Source organism: Roseovarius nitratireducens (genome assembly GCF_002925845.1).
Lineage (GTDB): Bacteria > Pseudomonadota > Alphaproteobacteria > Rhodobacterales > Rhodobacteraceae > Roseovarius > Roseovarius nitratireducens.
Window position 1 is genome coordinate 1 of the sequence record NZ_PDNI01000079.1, and the last position, 15,293, is coordinate 15,293.

The 15,293-nt window shown below is 66.7% G+C and carries 18 protein-coding genes; 11 read left to right on the plus strand and 7 right to left on the minus strand.

Translation table 11 applies throughout. From position 1 onward, the window contains the following. Nucleotides 1-99 precede the first annotated feature (99 nt). Genes pcaD through CRJ03_RS18215 form a run of 4 tightly spaced genes read right to left on the minus strand, consistent with a single transcriptional unit; the run spans nt 100 to nt 3,422 of the window. The gene (gene pcaD, locus CRJ03_RS18200; protein WP_104020294.1) at nt 100-918 is read right to left on the minus strand and encodes a 3-oxoadipate enol-lactonase; all 819 of its coding nucleotides are present in this window, start codon (nt 916-918) and stop codon (nt 100-102) included. A gap of 13 nt (nt 919-931) precedes the next feature. After that, nucleotides 932-1,906, minus strand: a complete 975-nt coding sequence (locus tag CRJ03_RS18205; protein WP_104020295.1) for a threonine ammonia-lyase — start codon at nt 1,904-1,906, stop codon at nt 932-934. Beyond that, nucleotides 1,903-2,736, minus strand: a complete 834-nt coding sequence (locus tag CRJ03_RS18210; protein WP_104020296.1) for an alpha/beta fold hydrolase — start codon at nt 2,734-2,736, stop codon at nt 1,903-1,905. The genes CRJ03_RS18205 and CRJ03_RS18210 overlap by 4 nt, the downstream gene beginning before the upstream one ends. After that, on the minus strand, nt 2,736-3,422 hold the full coding sequence (locus CRJ03_RS18215; protein ID WP_104020297.1) for a haloacid dehalogenase type II: 687 nt from the start codon (nt 3,420-3,422) through the stop codon (nt 2,736-2,738). Before CRJ03_RS18215 ends, CRJ03_RS18210 begins: the two co-directional genes overlap by 1 nt. A 181-nt stretch (nt 3,423-3,603) precedes the next feature. On the opposite strand from CRJ03_RS18215, the gene CRJ03_RS18220 reads away from it, so the two are divergent. Further along, nucleotides 3,604-4,032, plus strand: coding sequence for an FKBP-type peptidyl-prolyl cis-trans isomerase (locus CRJ03_RS18220; RefSeq protein WP_104020298.1), 429 nt, complete (start codon nt 3,604-3,606; stop codon nt 4,030-4,032). A gap of 595 nt (nt 4,033-4,627) precedes the next feature. Here the strand turns inward: CRJ03_RS18220 and fabA are convergent. Continuing rightward, a complete protein-coding gene (gene fabA, locus CRJ03_RS18225) occupies nt 4,628-5,137 on the minus strand; it encodes a bifunctional 3-hydroxydecanoyl-ACP dehydratase/trans-2-decenoyl-ACP isomerase (protein WP_104020299.1) in 510 nt (169 codons plus the stop codon). 169 nt (nt 5,138-5,306) lie between these two features. Between fabA and irrA the strand changes: the two genes are divergently transcribed. Next, nucleotides 5,307-5,729, plus strand: coding sequence for an iron response transcriptional regulator IrrA (irrA, locus tag CRJ03_RS18230; RefSeq protein ID WP_104020324.1), 423 nt, complete (start codon nt 5,307-5,309; stop codon nt 5,727-5,729). Nucleotides 5,730-5,736: 7 nt separating this feature from the next. Here the strand turns inward: irrA and CRJ03_RS18235 are convergent, their stop codons facing one another. After that, the gene (locus tag CRJ03_RS18235) at nt 5,737-6,345 is read right to left on the minus strand and encodes a hypothetical protein (RefSeq protein WP_104020300.1); all 609 of its coding nucleotides are present in this window, start codon (nt 6,343-6,345) and stop codon (nt 5,737-5,739) included. A gap of 153 nt (nt 6,346-6,498) precedes the next feature. On the opposite strand from CRJ03_RS18235, the gene fabB reads away from it, so the two are divergent. The 4 genes from fabB to CRJ03_RS18255 all read left to right on the plus strand — a co-directional run bounded on the left by fabB (nt 6,499) and on the right by CRJ03_RS18255 (nt 10,273). Next, entirely contained in the window at nt 6,499-7,728 is a 1,230-nt protein-coding gene (fabB, locus tag CRJ03_RS18240) for a beta-ketoacyl-ACP synthase I (RefSeq protein WP_104020301.1), read from the plus strand. A gap of 7 nt (nt 7,729-7,735) precedes the next feature. Further along, nucleotides 7,736-8,527, plus strand: a complete 792-nt coding sequence (locus CRJ03_RS18245; RefSeq protein ID WP_104020302.1) for an enoyl-ACP reductase FabI — start codon at nt 7,736-7,738, stop codon at nt 8,525-8,527. Between the two features lie 61 nt (nt 8,528-8,588). Next, nucleotides 8,589-8,897 (plus strand): hypothetical protein, encoded by a 309-nt coding sequence (locus tag CRJ03_RS18250; protein WP_104020303.1) that lies wholly within the window; start codon nt 8,589-8,591, stop codon nt 8,895-8,897. Between the two features lie 68 nt (nt 8,898-8,965). Further along, nucleotides 8,966-10,273, plus strand: a complete 1,308-nt coding sequence (locus CRJ03_RS18255) for a glycine cleavage T C-terminal barrel domain-containing protein (RefSeq protein WP_240611717.1) — start codon at nt 8,966-8,968, stop codon at nt 10,271-10,273. 7 nt (nt 10,274-10,280) lie between these two features. Here the strand turns inward: CRJ03_RS18255 and CRJ03_RS18260 are convergent, their stop codons facing one another. After that, nucleotides 10,281-11,156 (minus strand): hypothetical protein, encoded by an 876-nt coding sequence (locus CRJ03_RS18260; RefSeq protein ID WP_104020304.1) that lies wholly within the window; start codon nt 11,154-11,156, stop codon nt 10,281-10,283. Between the two features lie 111 nt (nt 11,157-11,267). Between CRJ03_RS18260 and miaB the strand changes: the two genes are divergently transcribed. The 5 genes from miaB (at nt 11,268) to ybeY (ending at nt 15,282) form a co-directional block, all read left to right on the plus strand. Next, on the plus strand, nt 11,268-12,590 hold the full coding sequence (gene miaB / locus CRJ03_RS18265; RefSeq protein WP_104020305.1) for a tRNA (N6-isopentenyl adenosine(37)-C2)-methylthiotransferase MiaB: 1,323 nt from the start codon (nt 11,268-11,270) through the stop codon (nt 12,588-12,590). A 222-nt stretch (nt 12,591-12,812) separates the two neighbouring features. Next, nucleotides 12,813-13,337: an OmpA family protein gene (locus CRJ03_RS18270; RefSeq protein WP_104020326.1), complete on the plus strand. Its 525-nt coding sequence runs from the start codon at nt 12,813-12,815 to the stop codon at nt 13,335-13,337. 13 nt (nt 13,338-13,350) lie between these two features. After that, nucleotides 13,351-13,647 carry a hypothetical protein gene (locus CRJ03_RS18275; RefSeq protein ID WP_104020306.1) on the plus strand — a complete coding sequence of 99 codons (297 nt, stop codon included), beginning with the start codon at nt 13,351-13,353 and terminating at the stop codon, nt 13,645-13,647. Between the two features lie 129 nt (nt 13,648-13,776). Next, complete coding sequence (locus CRJ03_RS18280; protein ID WP_104020327.1) at nt 13,777-14,787, plus strand: PhoH family protein; 1,011 nt, start codon at nt 13,777-13,779, stop codon at nt 14,785-14,787. Between the two features lie 3 nt (nt 14,788-14,790). Further along, nucleotides 14,791-15,282 carry an rRNA maturation RNase YbeY gene (gene ybeY, locus CRJ03_RS18285; protein ID WP_104020307.1) on the plus strand — a complete coding sequence of 164 codons (492 nt, stop codon included), beginning with the start codon at nt 14,791-14,793 and terminating at the stop codon, nt 15,280-15,282. Nucleotides 15,283-15,293 lie beyond the last annotated feature (11 nt).

The following is a 15,293-nucleotide window of genomic DNA, read 5'->3' on the forward strand; positions in this document are numbered from 1 at the left end:
CATAAAGCGCGGCAGAACCACCGTTGGATCGCCGCGCCGCGGCCCGTCGATGCGCGGCTAATGCGACCGTCCGCTCCAGGCCAAATCCGCAGGTCAACGTTATGGCGGGTTGTCCCCCGGCGCGGTGCGCAGATGCCCCGTGGCGTCGATGAAGCCGCCGAGACAGGCGGCATAGTCCTGCGGGGCGTCGATGGGAGGCACGTGGCCGGTGCCGCGCAACAGGCGGAATTGCGAGCCGGGGATGAGGTCCACCGTTTCTCGCACCAGATCGGGCGGGGTGGAGCCGTCCTCGGACCCGGCGATGCCGAGCGCGGGGATGCGCAGCCCGGAGGTGGGGGTGTAGAAATCGGTGCCGGAAATGGCGGCGGCGCAGCCGGCGTAGCCCTCGGGGTCGTGGGCGCGCAGATGCTCGTACCACGGCAGGTGGTGGCCAGCCCTGACATAGGCGTGCGGGAACCACCGCTCGCAGGAGGCGCGGGCCAGCTCTTCCATCCCGCCCGGTTGCCGTGCGGTGGCGATGCGGTCGGCCCAGATTTCGGGTGTGCCGATCTTGGCCCCGGTATTCGACAGCACCAGCGCGCGCACGAGGTCGGGCCGTTTCACCGCCAGCCCCTGCGCCACCATCCCGCCGATGGAAAGGCCCACGAACATGGCATCGCGCAGGCCGAGGTGATCCATCAGCCGCTCGGCATCGCGGATGAGCGCGCCCATCGTGTAGGGCGCGGGCGGGCAGGAGGATCGCCCGTGCCCGCGCGCATCGTAGCGGACAACCCGCACGCCCGCTGGCAGGAGCGGCATGATGTTGTCCCACAGCATCGTGCCGGTGCCGAGCGCGTGGGCGAGGACGAGGGGCGGGCCGTCGGGCGCGCCCTCGTCGAGGTAATGGAGCGTCACGTCGCCAAGGTCGAGAAAGGGCATGGCGCGGTTTCCCTCAGCAGAACCGCGCGAGCGCGGTGGTGAAGACATCGGCATCGACATTGCCGCCCGAGATGGTGCAGATCACCGCCTCGCCCTCGATCTCATCCGCGTGAAAGAGGGCGGCGGCGAGCGCCACGGCGCCGCCCGGCTCTGCCACCACCTTGAGCCGCTGGAAGGCGAGTGCCATCGCGTGCAGCGCCTCGTCGTCGGTCACCACGATGCCCGGCCCGCAGAGGCGGAGCATGATCGGGAAGGTGAGCGCGCCGGGCTGCGGCGTGATGATCGCGTCGCACAGGCCGCCCGCGCTCGTCGCGTTGCGCTCGATCCGGCCATTGCGGAGCGAGCGGGCGACGTCGTCGAAGCCCTCGGGCTCCACCGGGCGCGCGCGCAGGCCCGGCGCGTCGGCCTCCAGCGCCAGCGCGATGCCGGACGTCAGCCCGCCACCGCCGCAGCAGACGAGCACATCGGCGGTCTCGATCCCGAGGGCGGCGGCGTCCTCGGCGATTTCCAGCCCGGTGGTGCCCTGGCCCGCGATGACCTGCGGCTCGTCGAAGGGCCGGATGAGGGTGAGCCCGCGCTCGGCGCTGAGCCGGTCGCCGAGGGCATCGCGATCCTCGCCCGCGCGGTCGTAGAGCACCACCTCTGCCCCGAGGGCGCGCGTGTTGTCGATCTTCAGGCGTGGTGCGTCGGACGGCATGATGATGACGCTCGGCACACCGAACTCGCGCGCCGCGAGGGCGACGCCCTGCGCGTGGTTGCCGCTGGAAAAGGCAATCACCCCGTGCGCGCGGGTATCGGCGTCAAGCGCCGAGATGGCCGAGCGCGCGCCGCGATACTTGAAGCTGCCGGTATGTTGCAGGCATTCGGGTTTAATGAGGATGCGCCGCCCGGCGATCTCGTCGAGAAAGGGCGAGGTGAGCAGCGGCGTGCGCCGCGCGTGCCCGGCAAGGCGCGCCTGCGCCGCGCGGATCATGGTTATGTCGGTCATCGTGTCTGCTCCAGCAGGCATCGGATGGCGGCGAGCGCCTGCGGCTCGTCGAGGAACGGCACGTGGCCGCGATCGGGTACGGTGGCGGCGATCATGCCGGGGTGGCGCGCTTGCATCCTGGCGAAGGTCTCGGGCGAAAGCAGGTCGGAATTCGCGCCCCGGATCGCGGCGAGGGGGAGGCCGCCCAGAGCCGCGAACATCTGCCACAGGTCCGGGGCCCCGCCCGCGCCCGCCTGTCCCACCAGCGCGTCGCGCAGGCGCGGATCATAGCGCAGGCCCAGCCCGCCGCCCGGTTTCTCGAAGAACATCGCCTCGGCCTGTGCGCGCCAGCGCGCGAGCGGCACGCCGGGGAAGGCGGCGGCGTGGACATGGGCCAGCGCGCCCGCGGCGGCGTCGAGATCGGGCAGGTCGGGCTCTCGCCCGACGTAATCCATGATCCGGGCGATGCCGGTGTCGGCCACCTCGGGGCCGATATCGTTCAGCACCACGCCCGCGAGCCGGCCCGGGTGCAGATGCGCCAGCGCCATCGCGATCAGCCCGCCGCGCGACGTGCCGATGATGGTGACGCGGTCAAGGCCGAGGTGATCGAGCAATTCAGTCGCATCGCGGGCCTCGGTCAGGATGTTGTAGGACATGAAATCGGCGGCGTGATCCGATTGCCCGCGCCCGCGATAGTCCAGCCGGATGAGCCGCGTGTCCGAGAGATGGGGGGCCATGAAGTCGAAATCGGCGCTGTTGCGCGTGAGCCCGGCGAGGCACAGGACGGGTTGTCCCGTGCCCTCGTCCCGGTAATGCAGCGACAGCCCATCCGAAGTGGCAAACCTTGCCATCAGCCCCGCACCATGCCGGGGATGCCGGAAAGGTCGGAGAGTTGTGCGTCGGGCGCGGCGGGCAGACGGTCCACCGGGTCGCCCGCGCGGTTGACCCACACGGTGCGGAAGCCGTAGCCGGCGGCGGCGCAGGCGTCCCAGCCGTTGGACGAGACGAAGAGCACCTCCTCGGGCGGGCAACCGAAGCGCTGGCCGACGAGGTCATAGACCACGCGGGCGGGCTTGAAGATGCCGACGCTTTCGACCGAGAGCACGTCGTCCAGCCGGTCGCCGATACCCGCGGATCGCACCGCCCCGTCGAGCATGTCGGGCGCGCCGTTGGAGAGGATCGCCGTGCTGATCCCGTCGGCCTTGAGCGCGGCGAGCATGTCGGGCACCTCGGGGTAGGCCTCGAGTTCCCAGTAGAGTTGCAGCAGCCGCTCGCGCAGGTCGGCATCCCCGAGCAGGCCCTCGGATTCGAGCGCCCAGTCGAGCCCGTCCTGCGTGATCTGCCAGAAGCCGATATGTTCGCCCATCACGGCGCGCAGCCAGGTGTATTGCAGTTGCTTGAGGCGCCATTTCTCGGCGATGGCGGGCCAGTGGCGGGCAAAGTTCTCGCGCCCCGGTTCGGAGGCTGCGGCGCGCGCCGCGGCGGCCACGTCGAAGAGCGTGCCATAAGCGTCGAAGATGCAGGTGGTGATCGGCATGAGCGTCCCTTTCTGTCGGTTGCGCGGAGACTGGCACGAACCGGGGGGAGGGGAAAGCCCTGCCACGCGCGCAGGCTGTTTGCGAATCCGTGACGGCTCGGCTAGGGTCTCTGCATCAACCGAGCACCCGCGCGCCGCGCGGCCTTGCAAACTCACCCATCCCCAAGCATTGGAACATCGTATGACCCAGGTCAAAGAGGGCGACACCGTCCGTATTCACTACACCGGCACGCTGGCCGACGGCGAGACCTTCGATTCGTCGCAAGGCCGCGATCCGCTGGAATTCACCGTCGGGTCGGGGCAGATCATCCCCGGTCTCGAAGCCGCGCTGCCCGGCATGGCCGTTGGCGAGAAAAAGACGGTCGAGGTGCCCGCCGCCGAAGCCTATGGCGACGCCGACCCCGACGCCAAGCAGGCGGTGCCGCGCGCCGACATCCCCGAGGATATCCCGCTCGATATCGGCACGCGCCTTCAGGTGCAGACGCCGCAGGGGCAGGTGATGCCCGTGACGGTGGCCGAAGTGACCGAAGAGCAGGTGATCCTCGACGCCAACCACCCGCTGGCGGGGCAGGACCTCACGTTCGCCATCGAGGTGGTCGATATCGACTGATCGCGGATGCCGCGACCAAAATGCGCGCGCCGGGCCTTGCCCGGCGCGTTGCGTTTGCGGTGGCTGTGGGCCTCGGCCCCGCACCGGAAAGGGTCCAACCGATGCGCGAGCGGCAAGTCGGCCCGGGTCCGGGCCGGTCGCTCACCTGCGGAAACCTCCCCGCGTGTCTCCGGTTCAAGCGTCCGGATCGCGAGACGACGGGTACGGTGGCCGACCGGGCCTTGAAGGTTGCGATTGGCCTGTTGCTGCCTTTCGGCGCACCGCTCAAGCAGCCGCGCAGTGCCCGACCGCGGGTGGGCGCTCAAACGCCTGTGGTCTTCACTTTATGGTGCAAGATACTTCAACGATTGCGCGGGTTTACACCGTTGCAAAAGCGCCCGCCCGGGGGGCGGTCGGGCGCTGCGCGGCGGTGCCTTGCGGCACCTTGATTCCGCGCATTGGCACCAAGCTGCGAACGTCCCCTCCAGGTCATTTCAGCCGCATGCCCTGACACTGTGGAGCCACACTTTCCGGAATGACCCGGCCATGGTGCCCCCGTCGCCGCTGCCTCGGACCTGCCGCCGTTCACATCCGTTCCGGTCAGGGCATGCGGGCCTCAGCCCTCGCTCAGCGCGACCTTCATGTCGCGGACCTGATAGATCACCTCGCCATCGGCCTCGACGATGCCGTCGGCCACCCCCATCGTGAGGCGCCGGGTCTGCACCGCCTTGGTGAAATCCACCTTGTAGGTGAGCATCGTTCTGTCGGGGCGGACCATGCCCGTGAGCTTTACCTCGCCCACGCCGAGCGCATAGCCGCGCCCCTGCCAGCCGCGCCAGCCGAGGTTGAAGCCGGTGAGCTGCCACAGCCCGTCGAGCCCGAGGCAGCCGGGCATGATCGGGTTGCCGGGGAAGTGGCATTCGAAGAACCACAGGTCGGGGCGGATGTCGAACTCGGCCACGACGTGGCCCTTGCCATGTGCACCGCCATCGCCCGAGATATCGGTGATGCGGTCCATCATCAGCATCGGCGGCAGGGGCAGTTGCGCGTTGCCGGGGCCGAAAAGCTCTCCCCGCGCGCATTTCAGGAGGTCATCGCGATCGAAGCTGCGCGGATACTCGGCCATCGGGGCAATCCCTTTCACATGCGGGCGGGGTCTGGCATTCCTCTATCACCGCGCGAATCCTCCTTGCAACCCTGCGCCGCACCGTCCGTGCTGCATAATGGTCGCGATTTTCGTTTGAAATCGAGGGGGCGGAAAACCTATATTGCAGGGTAACGATAGGGAAATGGCGATGACGGATCAGCACAGCATCATGGCGACCGACTGGCTTGGGCGGGTCGGGCTGCGGCCGACGCGGCAGCGCGTGGCGCTGGCGCGGCTGTTGCACGGCGACGGCCAGCACCGCCACGTCACTGCCGAGAGCCTGTTTGCCGATGCCCGCGCGGCGGGCGAGAGCGTGTCGCTTGCCACCATCTACAACACGCTCAAGGCATTCTGCGACGCGGGGCTTTTGCAGGAGGTGACGGTGGATGGCTCCAAGAGCTATTTCGACACCAACACCCACGATCACCCGCATTTCTTTTGGGAAGACGAGAACCGGCTGAGCGACGCGCCCGCCGACGAGCTGGAAATCGCGCGCCTGCCTTCGGCCCCCGAAGGCGCTGAGATCACCGCCGTCGACGTGGTGATCCGCCTACGCCGCAGCCGGGGCTGAGCGCGGCTCATCCCTTTGGCGCGATGCCCGACAGCCCGGCCTGCGTGATGCGGCGGCGCGATTCCTTCAGCCCCTCTTCGAACCCGTCGGCATCGCCGTAGTCGACGAATTGCGCGTAATAGGCATGGTGTGCGCCGACCCGCGCGGCGTGCTTGATCGGGCACCAGTAGGCCTCGGTTCGGCCCGCGATTTCCTGCACATAGCCGATGAGCCCGTTGCAATAGCCGCAATAGACGCAGTTCAGCTTTTGCAGGGCGTTGAGATAGGCGAGGTGGTGGCGGTCGATGCGGATGAAATCGGCGCGCCGCACCTTGTCGATCCCGTAGGCGGGAAAGCACACTGCCTGGTAGATGGTCACGAAGAGATCGAGAGCCACGAAAGGCACGATCATGGCGTAGATCACCGGTGCGGTGATGATCGTCATGGGCCGGGTGTGGCGCAGGAAGGTCGAGAGCCGCACCCGCATCTCGCGGTGATGCCGCCGCACCTCGGCCTCGAACACCACGCGGCCGTTCTCGAACCGGTATCGGAACGCGGCGCGGCGGCGGGCGATCTCGTCTTCCAGTTCATCTTGCAACGCGCGGATACGGGCGAGGATCGTCTCGGTGGTGGTCACGGGCGGGCCTCCGGGTTGGTGCGTCTGGTGCGAGACTAGCCCACCGGGTGGTGGTGTGAAACCTTGTCCGATGCCGGGGCGCTTGCCCCTAACTGCTTGCCCCGTATACCTGCCTGTCTTACACAAGGCGGGAGCGCAGATAGGAGGACGGCGATGCGTCGAGTCGTGGTGACCGGGCTGGGGATCGTCTCCAGCATCGGCAACAACGTCGAGGAGGTTCTGACCTCGCTCCGGGAGGGGCGGTCGGGGATCACCGCCAATGACGCGATGGCCGAGCATGGCTTTCGCAGTCGTGTGGCGGGCGCGATCAACCTCGATATTGCCGAGCATGTGGACAAGCGCACGCTGCGCTTCATGGGGCCGGGGGCTGCCTATGCCCATGTCGCCATGAGCCAGGCCATCGCCGATTCGGGGCTGGAGGAGGTCGATATCGTGAACCCGCGCACCGGGCTCATCGCCGGATCGGGCGGGCCGTCGACCTCGGCGATGCTGGCGGCGCACCAGGTGGTGCTCAAGTCGGGCTCCACCCGGCGGATCGGGCCGTTTGCCGTGCCCAAGACCATGTGCTCGACGATATCCGCCAATCTGAGCACCGCGTTCCGGATCAAGGGGATCAACTATTCGATCACCTCTGCCTGTTCCACCTCGCTGCATTGCATCGGCAACGCCGCCGAGCAGATCATGATGGGCAAGCAGGACGTGATGTTCGCCGGCGGCGGTGAGGAACTGGACTGGACGCTGTCGTGCCTGTTCGACGCGATGGGGGCGATGTCGTCGAAATACAATGACGACCCCGCGCGCGCGAGCCGCGCCTTCGACGAGGGGCGCGACGGGTTCGTGATCTCGGGCGGGGGCGGCATCGTGGTGCTGGAGGATCTTGATCACGCGCTTGCGCGGGGTGCGAAGATCTATGCCGAGGTCACGGGCTACGGTGCCACCTCGGATGGCGAGGACATGGTGGCCCCCTCGGGCGAGGGGGGCGAGCGGGCGATGCGGCTGGCCCTCTCGATGCTGCCCGAGGGCCGCGAGGTGAGCTATATCAACGCGCATGGCACCTCGACCCCGGTGGGCGACGTGGGCGAGGTCGAGGCGGTGCGCCGCATCTTCGGGCGCGGCACGACGCCGCCGATCAGTTCGACCAAGTCGATGACTGGTCACAGCCAGGGTGCGACCGGCGCGCAGGAGGCGATCTATTGCCTGCTGGCGCTCGAGCACGATTTCATCATCCCCTCGATCAATGTTGAGACGCTGGATCCCGCGCTCGATCCGGGCGAGATCGCCACCGCGCGGGTGGACGGGGCCGGGCTCGACACGGTGATGACCAACAGTTTCGGCTTCGGTGGCACCAATGGTGCGATGCTGCTGAGCAAGTATCACGGATGACAGGCAAATGACGATTTCGATGCAGGGCAAGCGCGGGCTTATCATGGGGGTGGCCAATGATCGCTCTATCGCCTGGGGGATCGCCCGCGAGATGCGCGCGGCGGGGGCAGAGCTGGCGTTTACCTACCAGGGCGAGGCGTTCGGCAAGCGCGTGGCCCCGCTGGCCGAGAGCCTCGGGTCGGACCTGCTTCTCGACGTGGACGTGACCGACGACGAGTCGCTCGGCGTGGCGTTCGGACAACTGGCCGAGCGTTGGCCCACCATTGATTTCGTGGTTCATGCCATCGCCTATTCGGACAAGTCGGAACTGACGGGGCGGTTTCTCAACACCAGCCGTGCGAATTTCAAGCATTCGCTGGACATCTCGACCTATTCCTTCATCGAGGTGGCGCGGCGCGCCTATCCGCTGATGAAGGCGAATGGTGGCTGCCTGATGACCCTGACCTACCAGGGATCGAACAAGGTGGTGCCCAATTACAACGTGATGGGGGTGGCCAAGGCCGCGCTAGAGGCGACGACGCGGTACCTGGCCAACGATCTCGGCCCCGACGGCATCCGCGTCAACGCGCTCAGCCCCGGCCCGATGAAGACGCTGGCGGGTGCGGCCATCGGAGGCGCGCGCAAGACGTTCAAGCACACCGAAATGAACGCGCCGCTGCGCGCCAATGCCACGCTCGAGGCGATCGGCGGCACGGCGGTCTGGCTTGCCTCGGACGCCGGGGCGTGCACCAGCGGCGAGATCATCCATATTGATTGCGGCTACCATGTTCTGGGGATGCCGCAGGCCGAGAACCTCTGAGGTCAGGGCGCGGCCCAGGTTCTGCCCCATTCCCGCCATGCGGAAGCGATAACCTGCGGTAATGTCCGTGGTCTATTCATCCCAACCTCCGCGAGAGCAGGTTCTTGCCGCCAGAGCGCGCCGCGCGCGGGCCTGGGCCTGGCCGGTGCGGCTGGCGCTGCTGGTCTGTATCGGCACGGCGATCTGGCAGGAGCCGCGGCTTGCACCATGGGTGCACGCGCGGATGCAGGAGGCGGTCGCCTACGCCGGGGCCGCTATCGAGGGCGCGCCGGGGCCGGGTACGCTTCTGGCGGGGATGGGCGGCGGCTCATTCTCCTCGGGCAACAAGGCGGGGCTTTCGGGATGGTTCATCGACACGGTGATGCGCTGAGGCACTGGCCACGCCGTCGTGAGTGGCGCGCGTGTTGATCTCGACACATGAATGCCCATCTCGGATGTATGACACACACGAGCCGCACCCACCCCAATGTGCCGAGCGTAGATCAATCGGACCGCACGGTGCCTGCGAACCTGCGCCAATCCGGCCCCACCCCCGTCCAGATGCTGATTTCAACACGGGTGCGCAAATCACCGTTCTGGCACCTGTCGATCGAGGCCGGGGCGTGGCGCGCCACCGTCTACAACCGCATGTATCACCCGCGCGGCTATGCCCGGCCCGAGGATGGCGGGGCGATGGCGGAATACCGGGCGCTGGTCAATGGCGTGACGCTGTGGAACGTCGCGGTGGAGCGGCAGATCCGCGTGCGTGGCCCCGATGCCGAGGATTTCGTCAACACTGTCATCACCCGCGACGCCACCCGCATCCAGCCGATGCATGGCAAATACTGCATATTGTGCAATGACAAGGGCGGCATCCTGAACGATCCGGTTCTGCTGCGGTTGTCGGAGGATGAATTCTGGTTCTCGATCTCGGACAGCGACCTGATGCTGTGGTTGCAGGGGGTGAACACGCCGAAACGCTGGGATGTCGATATCCGCGAGCTGGACGTGGCCCCGTTGCAGGTGCAAGGCCCGCTGTCGGAAGAGTTGATGGCTGACCTGCTGGGCGAAGGGCTGCGGGAAATTCCTTATTACGGGCTGATGGAGGCGCAGATCGATGGCTGCCCGGTGGTCATCAGCCAGACCGGGTTTAGCGGCGAGAAGGGATACGAGATCTACGTGCGCAATGCCTCGCAGACGGCCGAGCGCGTGTGGTACGCGCTTCGCGGCATCGGGGCGCATTACGGCTTGCGGGTGATCGCCCCCGGGCATCACCGTCGGATCGCGGCGGGCATCCTGTCCTGGGGGCAGGACATGGATGCCGAGACCTCGCCGTTTCAGGTTAATCTCGCCTACCAGGTGCCGCGCAACAAGGGTGCCAACTATATCGGCAAGGCGGCGCTGGAGGAGCAGCGCGACGAGATCGAGGCGGGGCGCTACCCGTTCGCGCTGAAACTCGTGGGGCTCAAGATGGGTGGCCTGCCGATCACGGATTACGCGCCGGATTTCTGGCTGGTCGGGGACGAAAACGACGAACGCTGCGGCTATGTCACCTCGCCGTGGTATTTGCCCGACCTGGAGCAGAACATCGCGCTTGCCTACGTGCCGTGGGAGAAATCGGCCATCGGCACGCGGCTTCGGGTGGAACTGCCCGAGATGTATCAGGAAAGCTCGGGAAAATCGGTATGGGCGATCGTGTCCGAGGTGCCCTTCGTCGTGTCGGCGCATCCGAGTGCGCGCGAGCGCCGGAAAGAGGGCGGTTCCTGAGCGCGGGTCAGAACCACTGCCCCGGCTCCATCAGGCCGAGGTCGAGCAACTGCCGCGAGTGCCATTCGAATGGCACGGAATTGTGCCAGGTGAAGGTCGGGATGTCGAAGGTCGAGCCCGGATTGCGCTTGAGCGCCTTGGCGGTGCGAAACGACGCGATGGCCGCGGTCAGGTTGTTGTGCCAGGGGCAGGCATAGGTGTTGTATTCCTCGTCCGAGAAGGTGTGATCGGCGCGCAGGCGCACCCCCGGTTGCGCGCGAAACAGCGCGACGCGGTCGATCTTGCGGCGGTCCGGGGGGATGTGCTCCTCGAAGCGCCAGCGCAGCCCGCCGAAGAAATCGAGCTGGCGTTCCCTGGGTTGGTTGTGATTGTCCGGGTCGGGGCGCCCGAGCGCGTAATAGCCCGAGCGGTCGAGCTGTGCCTCCTCAAGCGAGACGGCATCGGCATGGCGGTCGAGATCGGGAGCGTAGAGGTCGATCACGTAGGCAAGCATCGCATCGCGCTGTTCCTCGGCGTGGAAGGTGAGCAGCTCGCCGACGCTGCGCGTTTCGCAGAACGGGTAGAACAGGTATTCGGCGTTGAAACAGTAATACATCCAAAGCCCCGGCGCGGCGGCGGCCACGGCGTTGACCGCGGTGATCGGGTCCTCGCCGCCCGGCGCGTCGAAGCGGATGCGGTGGACTATCGGCTCTGCGGTGACGTCGGGCGCGGCGGCAAAGGCGTCGGGCGCGAAGAACAGCACCGACTTGAACCCTAGGTCGATATGATGGCGCAGGGTCGAGTCGATCTCGGTCTCGTCCTCGGCGAAGATCATCGCCAGCGGCCCGGTGGAAAGCGCCGTGCCCGGCGCGGCCAGGAATTCCTTGAGCGTGGGTGCCGTCATTTGTCTGTCCTGCCCGTTTCGGTGCAGAATCGGCAAAACCGGCGGGCATTGCAAGAGGGGCCTGCCCTGATGTAGGAGCCGAGCGTGAATTCACAGGCAGGAGCCGGGCGCATGGCCGATCCCAGAAAGCTCTATATCCGCACCTATGGCTGTCAGATGAACGTGTATGACAGCGAGCGCATGGTCGAGGCCATGGGCGCGGCGGGCTATGTCGAGACCGGGGACGCGGCCGAGGCGGACATGATCCTGCTCAACACCTGCCATATCCGCGAAAAGGCCGCCGAGAAGGTCTATTCCGAGCTGGGCCGCCTGCGGGCGCTGAAGGCTGACAACCCCGATCTCATGATCGGGGTGGCGGGGTGCGTGGCGCAGGCCGAGGGTGAGGAGATCATGCGCCGCCAGCCGCTGGTCGACCTGGTGGTGGGGCCGCAGAGCTATCACCGCTTGCCGCAGATGGAGGCGCGGGTGCGCGGGGGCGAGAAGGCGCTCGACACCGATTTCCCGGCCGATGACAAGTTCGACACGCTGCGCAAGCGCCCCAAGGCGAAGCGCGGGCCGACCGCGTTCCTGACCGTGCAGGAGGGCTGTGACAAGTTCTGTGCCTTCTGCGTGGTGCCCTATACCCGTGGGGCCGAGGTGAGCCGTCCGCCCGCGCGGGTGCTGGAAGAGGCGCGCGACCTGGTCGAACGCGGGGTGCGCGAGATCACCCTGCTGGGGCAGAACGTCAACGCCTATCACGGGGCCGGAGAGGGCGGAGACTGGAGCCTCGCGCGGCTCATCTGGGCGCTCAATGACATCGAGGGGCTGGAGCGTATCCGATTCACCACCAGCCACCCCAACGACATGACCGACGACCTGATCGCGGCGCATGGCGAGTGTGCAAAGCTGATGCCCTACCTGCATCTGCCGGTGCAGTCGGGCAGCGACCGCATCCTCAAGCGGATGAACCGCAAGCACACCGCCGAGGGCTATATCCGCCTGATTGAGCGGATTCGCGCGGCGCGGCCCGATATCCTCATCTCGGGCGATTTCATCACCGGCTTTCCCGAGGAAACCGAGGACGATTTCCGGGCCACGCTCGACCTGATCGAGGCCGTCGGATACGGGCAGGCGTTTTCGTTCAAGTATTCCACGCGCCCCGGCACCCCCGCCGCCGAGCGCCCGCAGGTGGATGAGGAGGTCAAGGCCGAGCGGCTGCACCGGCTGCAGGACCTCATCACCCGGCAGCAGCGTGCGGTGCAGGACGCGATGGTGGGTCGCACCGTGGGCGTTCTCTTCGAGAAACCAGGGCGGATGGCCGGGCAGATGGTGGGCAAGTCCGACCACCTGCACGCGGTCCACGTCACCGACCCCGGCCTCGGGGTGGGCGATCTAGTGCAGGTCGAGATCGTCGAGAGCGGGGCCAATTCACTGGCCGGACGGGTCGTCGCATAGGGCCGGCGAATGTGGCGAGATTGCGGCTCGATAGGGATTGTTTCCCGTTCGTCCACAATATCTGGTGAAATTTGCTTCACAAAGAGCGTAAATTAGTTAAACTCCTGATAGATTTGATGACAGCCGCGTCGTTCCAGGCGCGGTATTTGACAACAGGGGACTGGGACAGTGGCAAGCAAGATATCCGAGATACTGCGCCGGGCCGCGGGGGGCGCCGCGGTCATGGCGCTCGGGGCGTCGGTCTTTGCCGGGGCTGCGATCGCCCAACAGGGCCAGCGTACCGTGACGGGGGAGCGGTATATTCCGACCATCTGGATCGATCCGGATGGCTGCGAGCACTGGGTGATGGATGACGGGGCCGAGGGCTACATGAGCCCGCATGTCAACCGTCAGGGCATCCCGGTGTGCCGTGAGATCAACCTGTGCGGCGTCGTGAATACAGATCAGCTCTTTGCCACCGACAGCGCACGCATCCACCCCGCCGGTCAACAGCGGCTGCGCGAGTTCTTCCAGAGCGCGGGGGCGGTATCCTACACCATCGTCGGCCATACCGACAGCCGCGCCTCGGACGAATACAACATGCGCCTGTCGTATCGCCGCGCCAACGCGGTGGCCTCGGTGGCGCGCAGCGCGGGGGCCCGAATCGCGGATGTGCGCGGGTATGGCGAGCGGATGCCCAAAGCGTCGAACAATACCGCCCAAGGCATGGCGCAGAATCGCCGTGTCGAGATCATGTGCTGGCGCTGAAGGGATTTGAGCAATGAAAATCTTTAAACTCGTTCTTGTTCTGCCGACGGTCGGACTTTTGGCAGCCTGTGAGGTCGGCCCCGACAAGAGCCGCGACCGGGGCATCGACTCCAAGCACCTCAGTCAGCTTCAGGCGGGGATCTGGGTCGATCCCAACGGCTGCGATCACTGGATCATCGACGACGGCCTCGAGGGGTATCTCTCGCAGCGGCTCGACAAGTACGGCAAGCCGGTCTGCTCGGGTGTCGCGCCGCCAACCGTGGCGACGGGTCCGTTCAAGAAAGGCAGCAGGATTTCCGACCCGCTCTGATCGTGCAGGGCAAAAACAGGCAAAGGGGCGCGGGGCCGGGCGGCTTCGCGCCTTTCACATGCTTGTCGCTTGCGCCCGGCGGCACATCTTGGCAGGGTCGGGATGCAACTCTGACCCTTGGAGACCTGTTTGGGTAACACCGCATCGCCCCCCGCCCCCGGCCCCGATTCGCTCCACGAGACGGCGGTCGAATTTCCAGACAACAAGCTGCTGATCGACCTGTGCGGTGAATATGACCGCAACCTCGCCGAGATCGAGCGCGTTCTCGGCGTGCAGATCGTGCGGCGCGGCAACCTGTTATCCGTTCTGGGCGAAGAGGCACCGGCCGCCGAGGCGACGGGTGTGCTCAATGCTCTCTACGCCCGGCTCGAAGGTGGCAAGGACGTGGATTTCGCCGACGTGGACCGCGAGCTGCGCATGGGGGCCGATGACGAGGCGACAACCGGCGGGCTCGACGGCGATCAGCTTGAAATGTTCAAGGGCGGTGCGGTCGAGATCCGCACCCGCAAGAAGCTGGTAGAGCCGCGCACCGACGCGCAGAAGGCCTATGTGAAATCGCTCTACGCGCATGAGCTGGTCTTTGGCATCGGGCCCGCGGGCACCGGCAAGACCTATCTCGCCGTCGCCGTCGGCGTGAACATGTTCATCGAGGGGCATGTGGACCGGATCATCCTGGCGCGCCCGGCGGTGGAGGCGGGCGAGAAGCTGGGCTATCTGCCCGGCGACATGAAGGAAAAGGTCGATCCCTACATGCAGCCGCTCTACGACGCGCTGAACGATTTCCTGCCGGGCAAGCAACTGGCCAAGCTGATCGAGGAAAAGCGGATCGAGATCGCGCCGCTCGCGTTCATGCGCGGGCGCACGCTGTCGAACGCGTTCGTGGTGCTCGACGAGGCGCAGAACGCCACCTCGATGCAGATGAAGATGTTCCTCACCCGCCTGGGCGAAGGCAGCCGCATGGTCGTGACCGGCGATCGCACGCAGATCGACCTGCCGCGCGGCGTGCCCTCGGGGCTGTCGGATGCCGAGCGGTTGCTGGGGTCCATCCCGCAGATCAGCTTCAACTACTTCTCTGCGCGCGACGTGGTGCGCCACCCGCTGGTGGCGGCGATCATCGAGGCCTACGAGGCCGATGGCTGAGCAATGCCCGTGGAGATGATCGTCGAGGATGCGCGCTGGAATGAAGCTGGGTTGGAGGCGTTGGCGTCGCGCGCGGCGCAGGCTACGCTCGCCCATCTCGGGCTCGATCCCGAGTTGTGGGAGATCAGCCTGCTGGCCTGCGACGATTCGCGCATCATGGCGCTCAACGCCGATTTCCGGGACAAACCCGCCGCCACCAACGTGCTGAGCTGGCCCGCCGAGGACCGCGCACCGGAGGCGCCCGGAGCCCGCCCCGCCCCGCCCGAGCCGGACGTGGAGCCCTTTCTTGGTGATGTCGCCATAGCTTGGGAGACCTGCGCGCGCGAGGCCGCCGAGGCGGGCCGCCCGTTGGCCGATCACGTCACCCATCTTGTCGTTCACGCGGTTCTGCACCTGCTGGGCTATGATCACATCCGTGACCCGGATGCCACGCTCATGGAGACAACCGAGATCACGATACTTGGCAAACTGGGGGTTCCTGACCCATATACTTGACATGAAGGGGT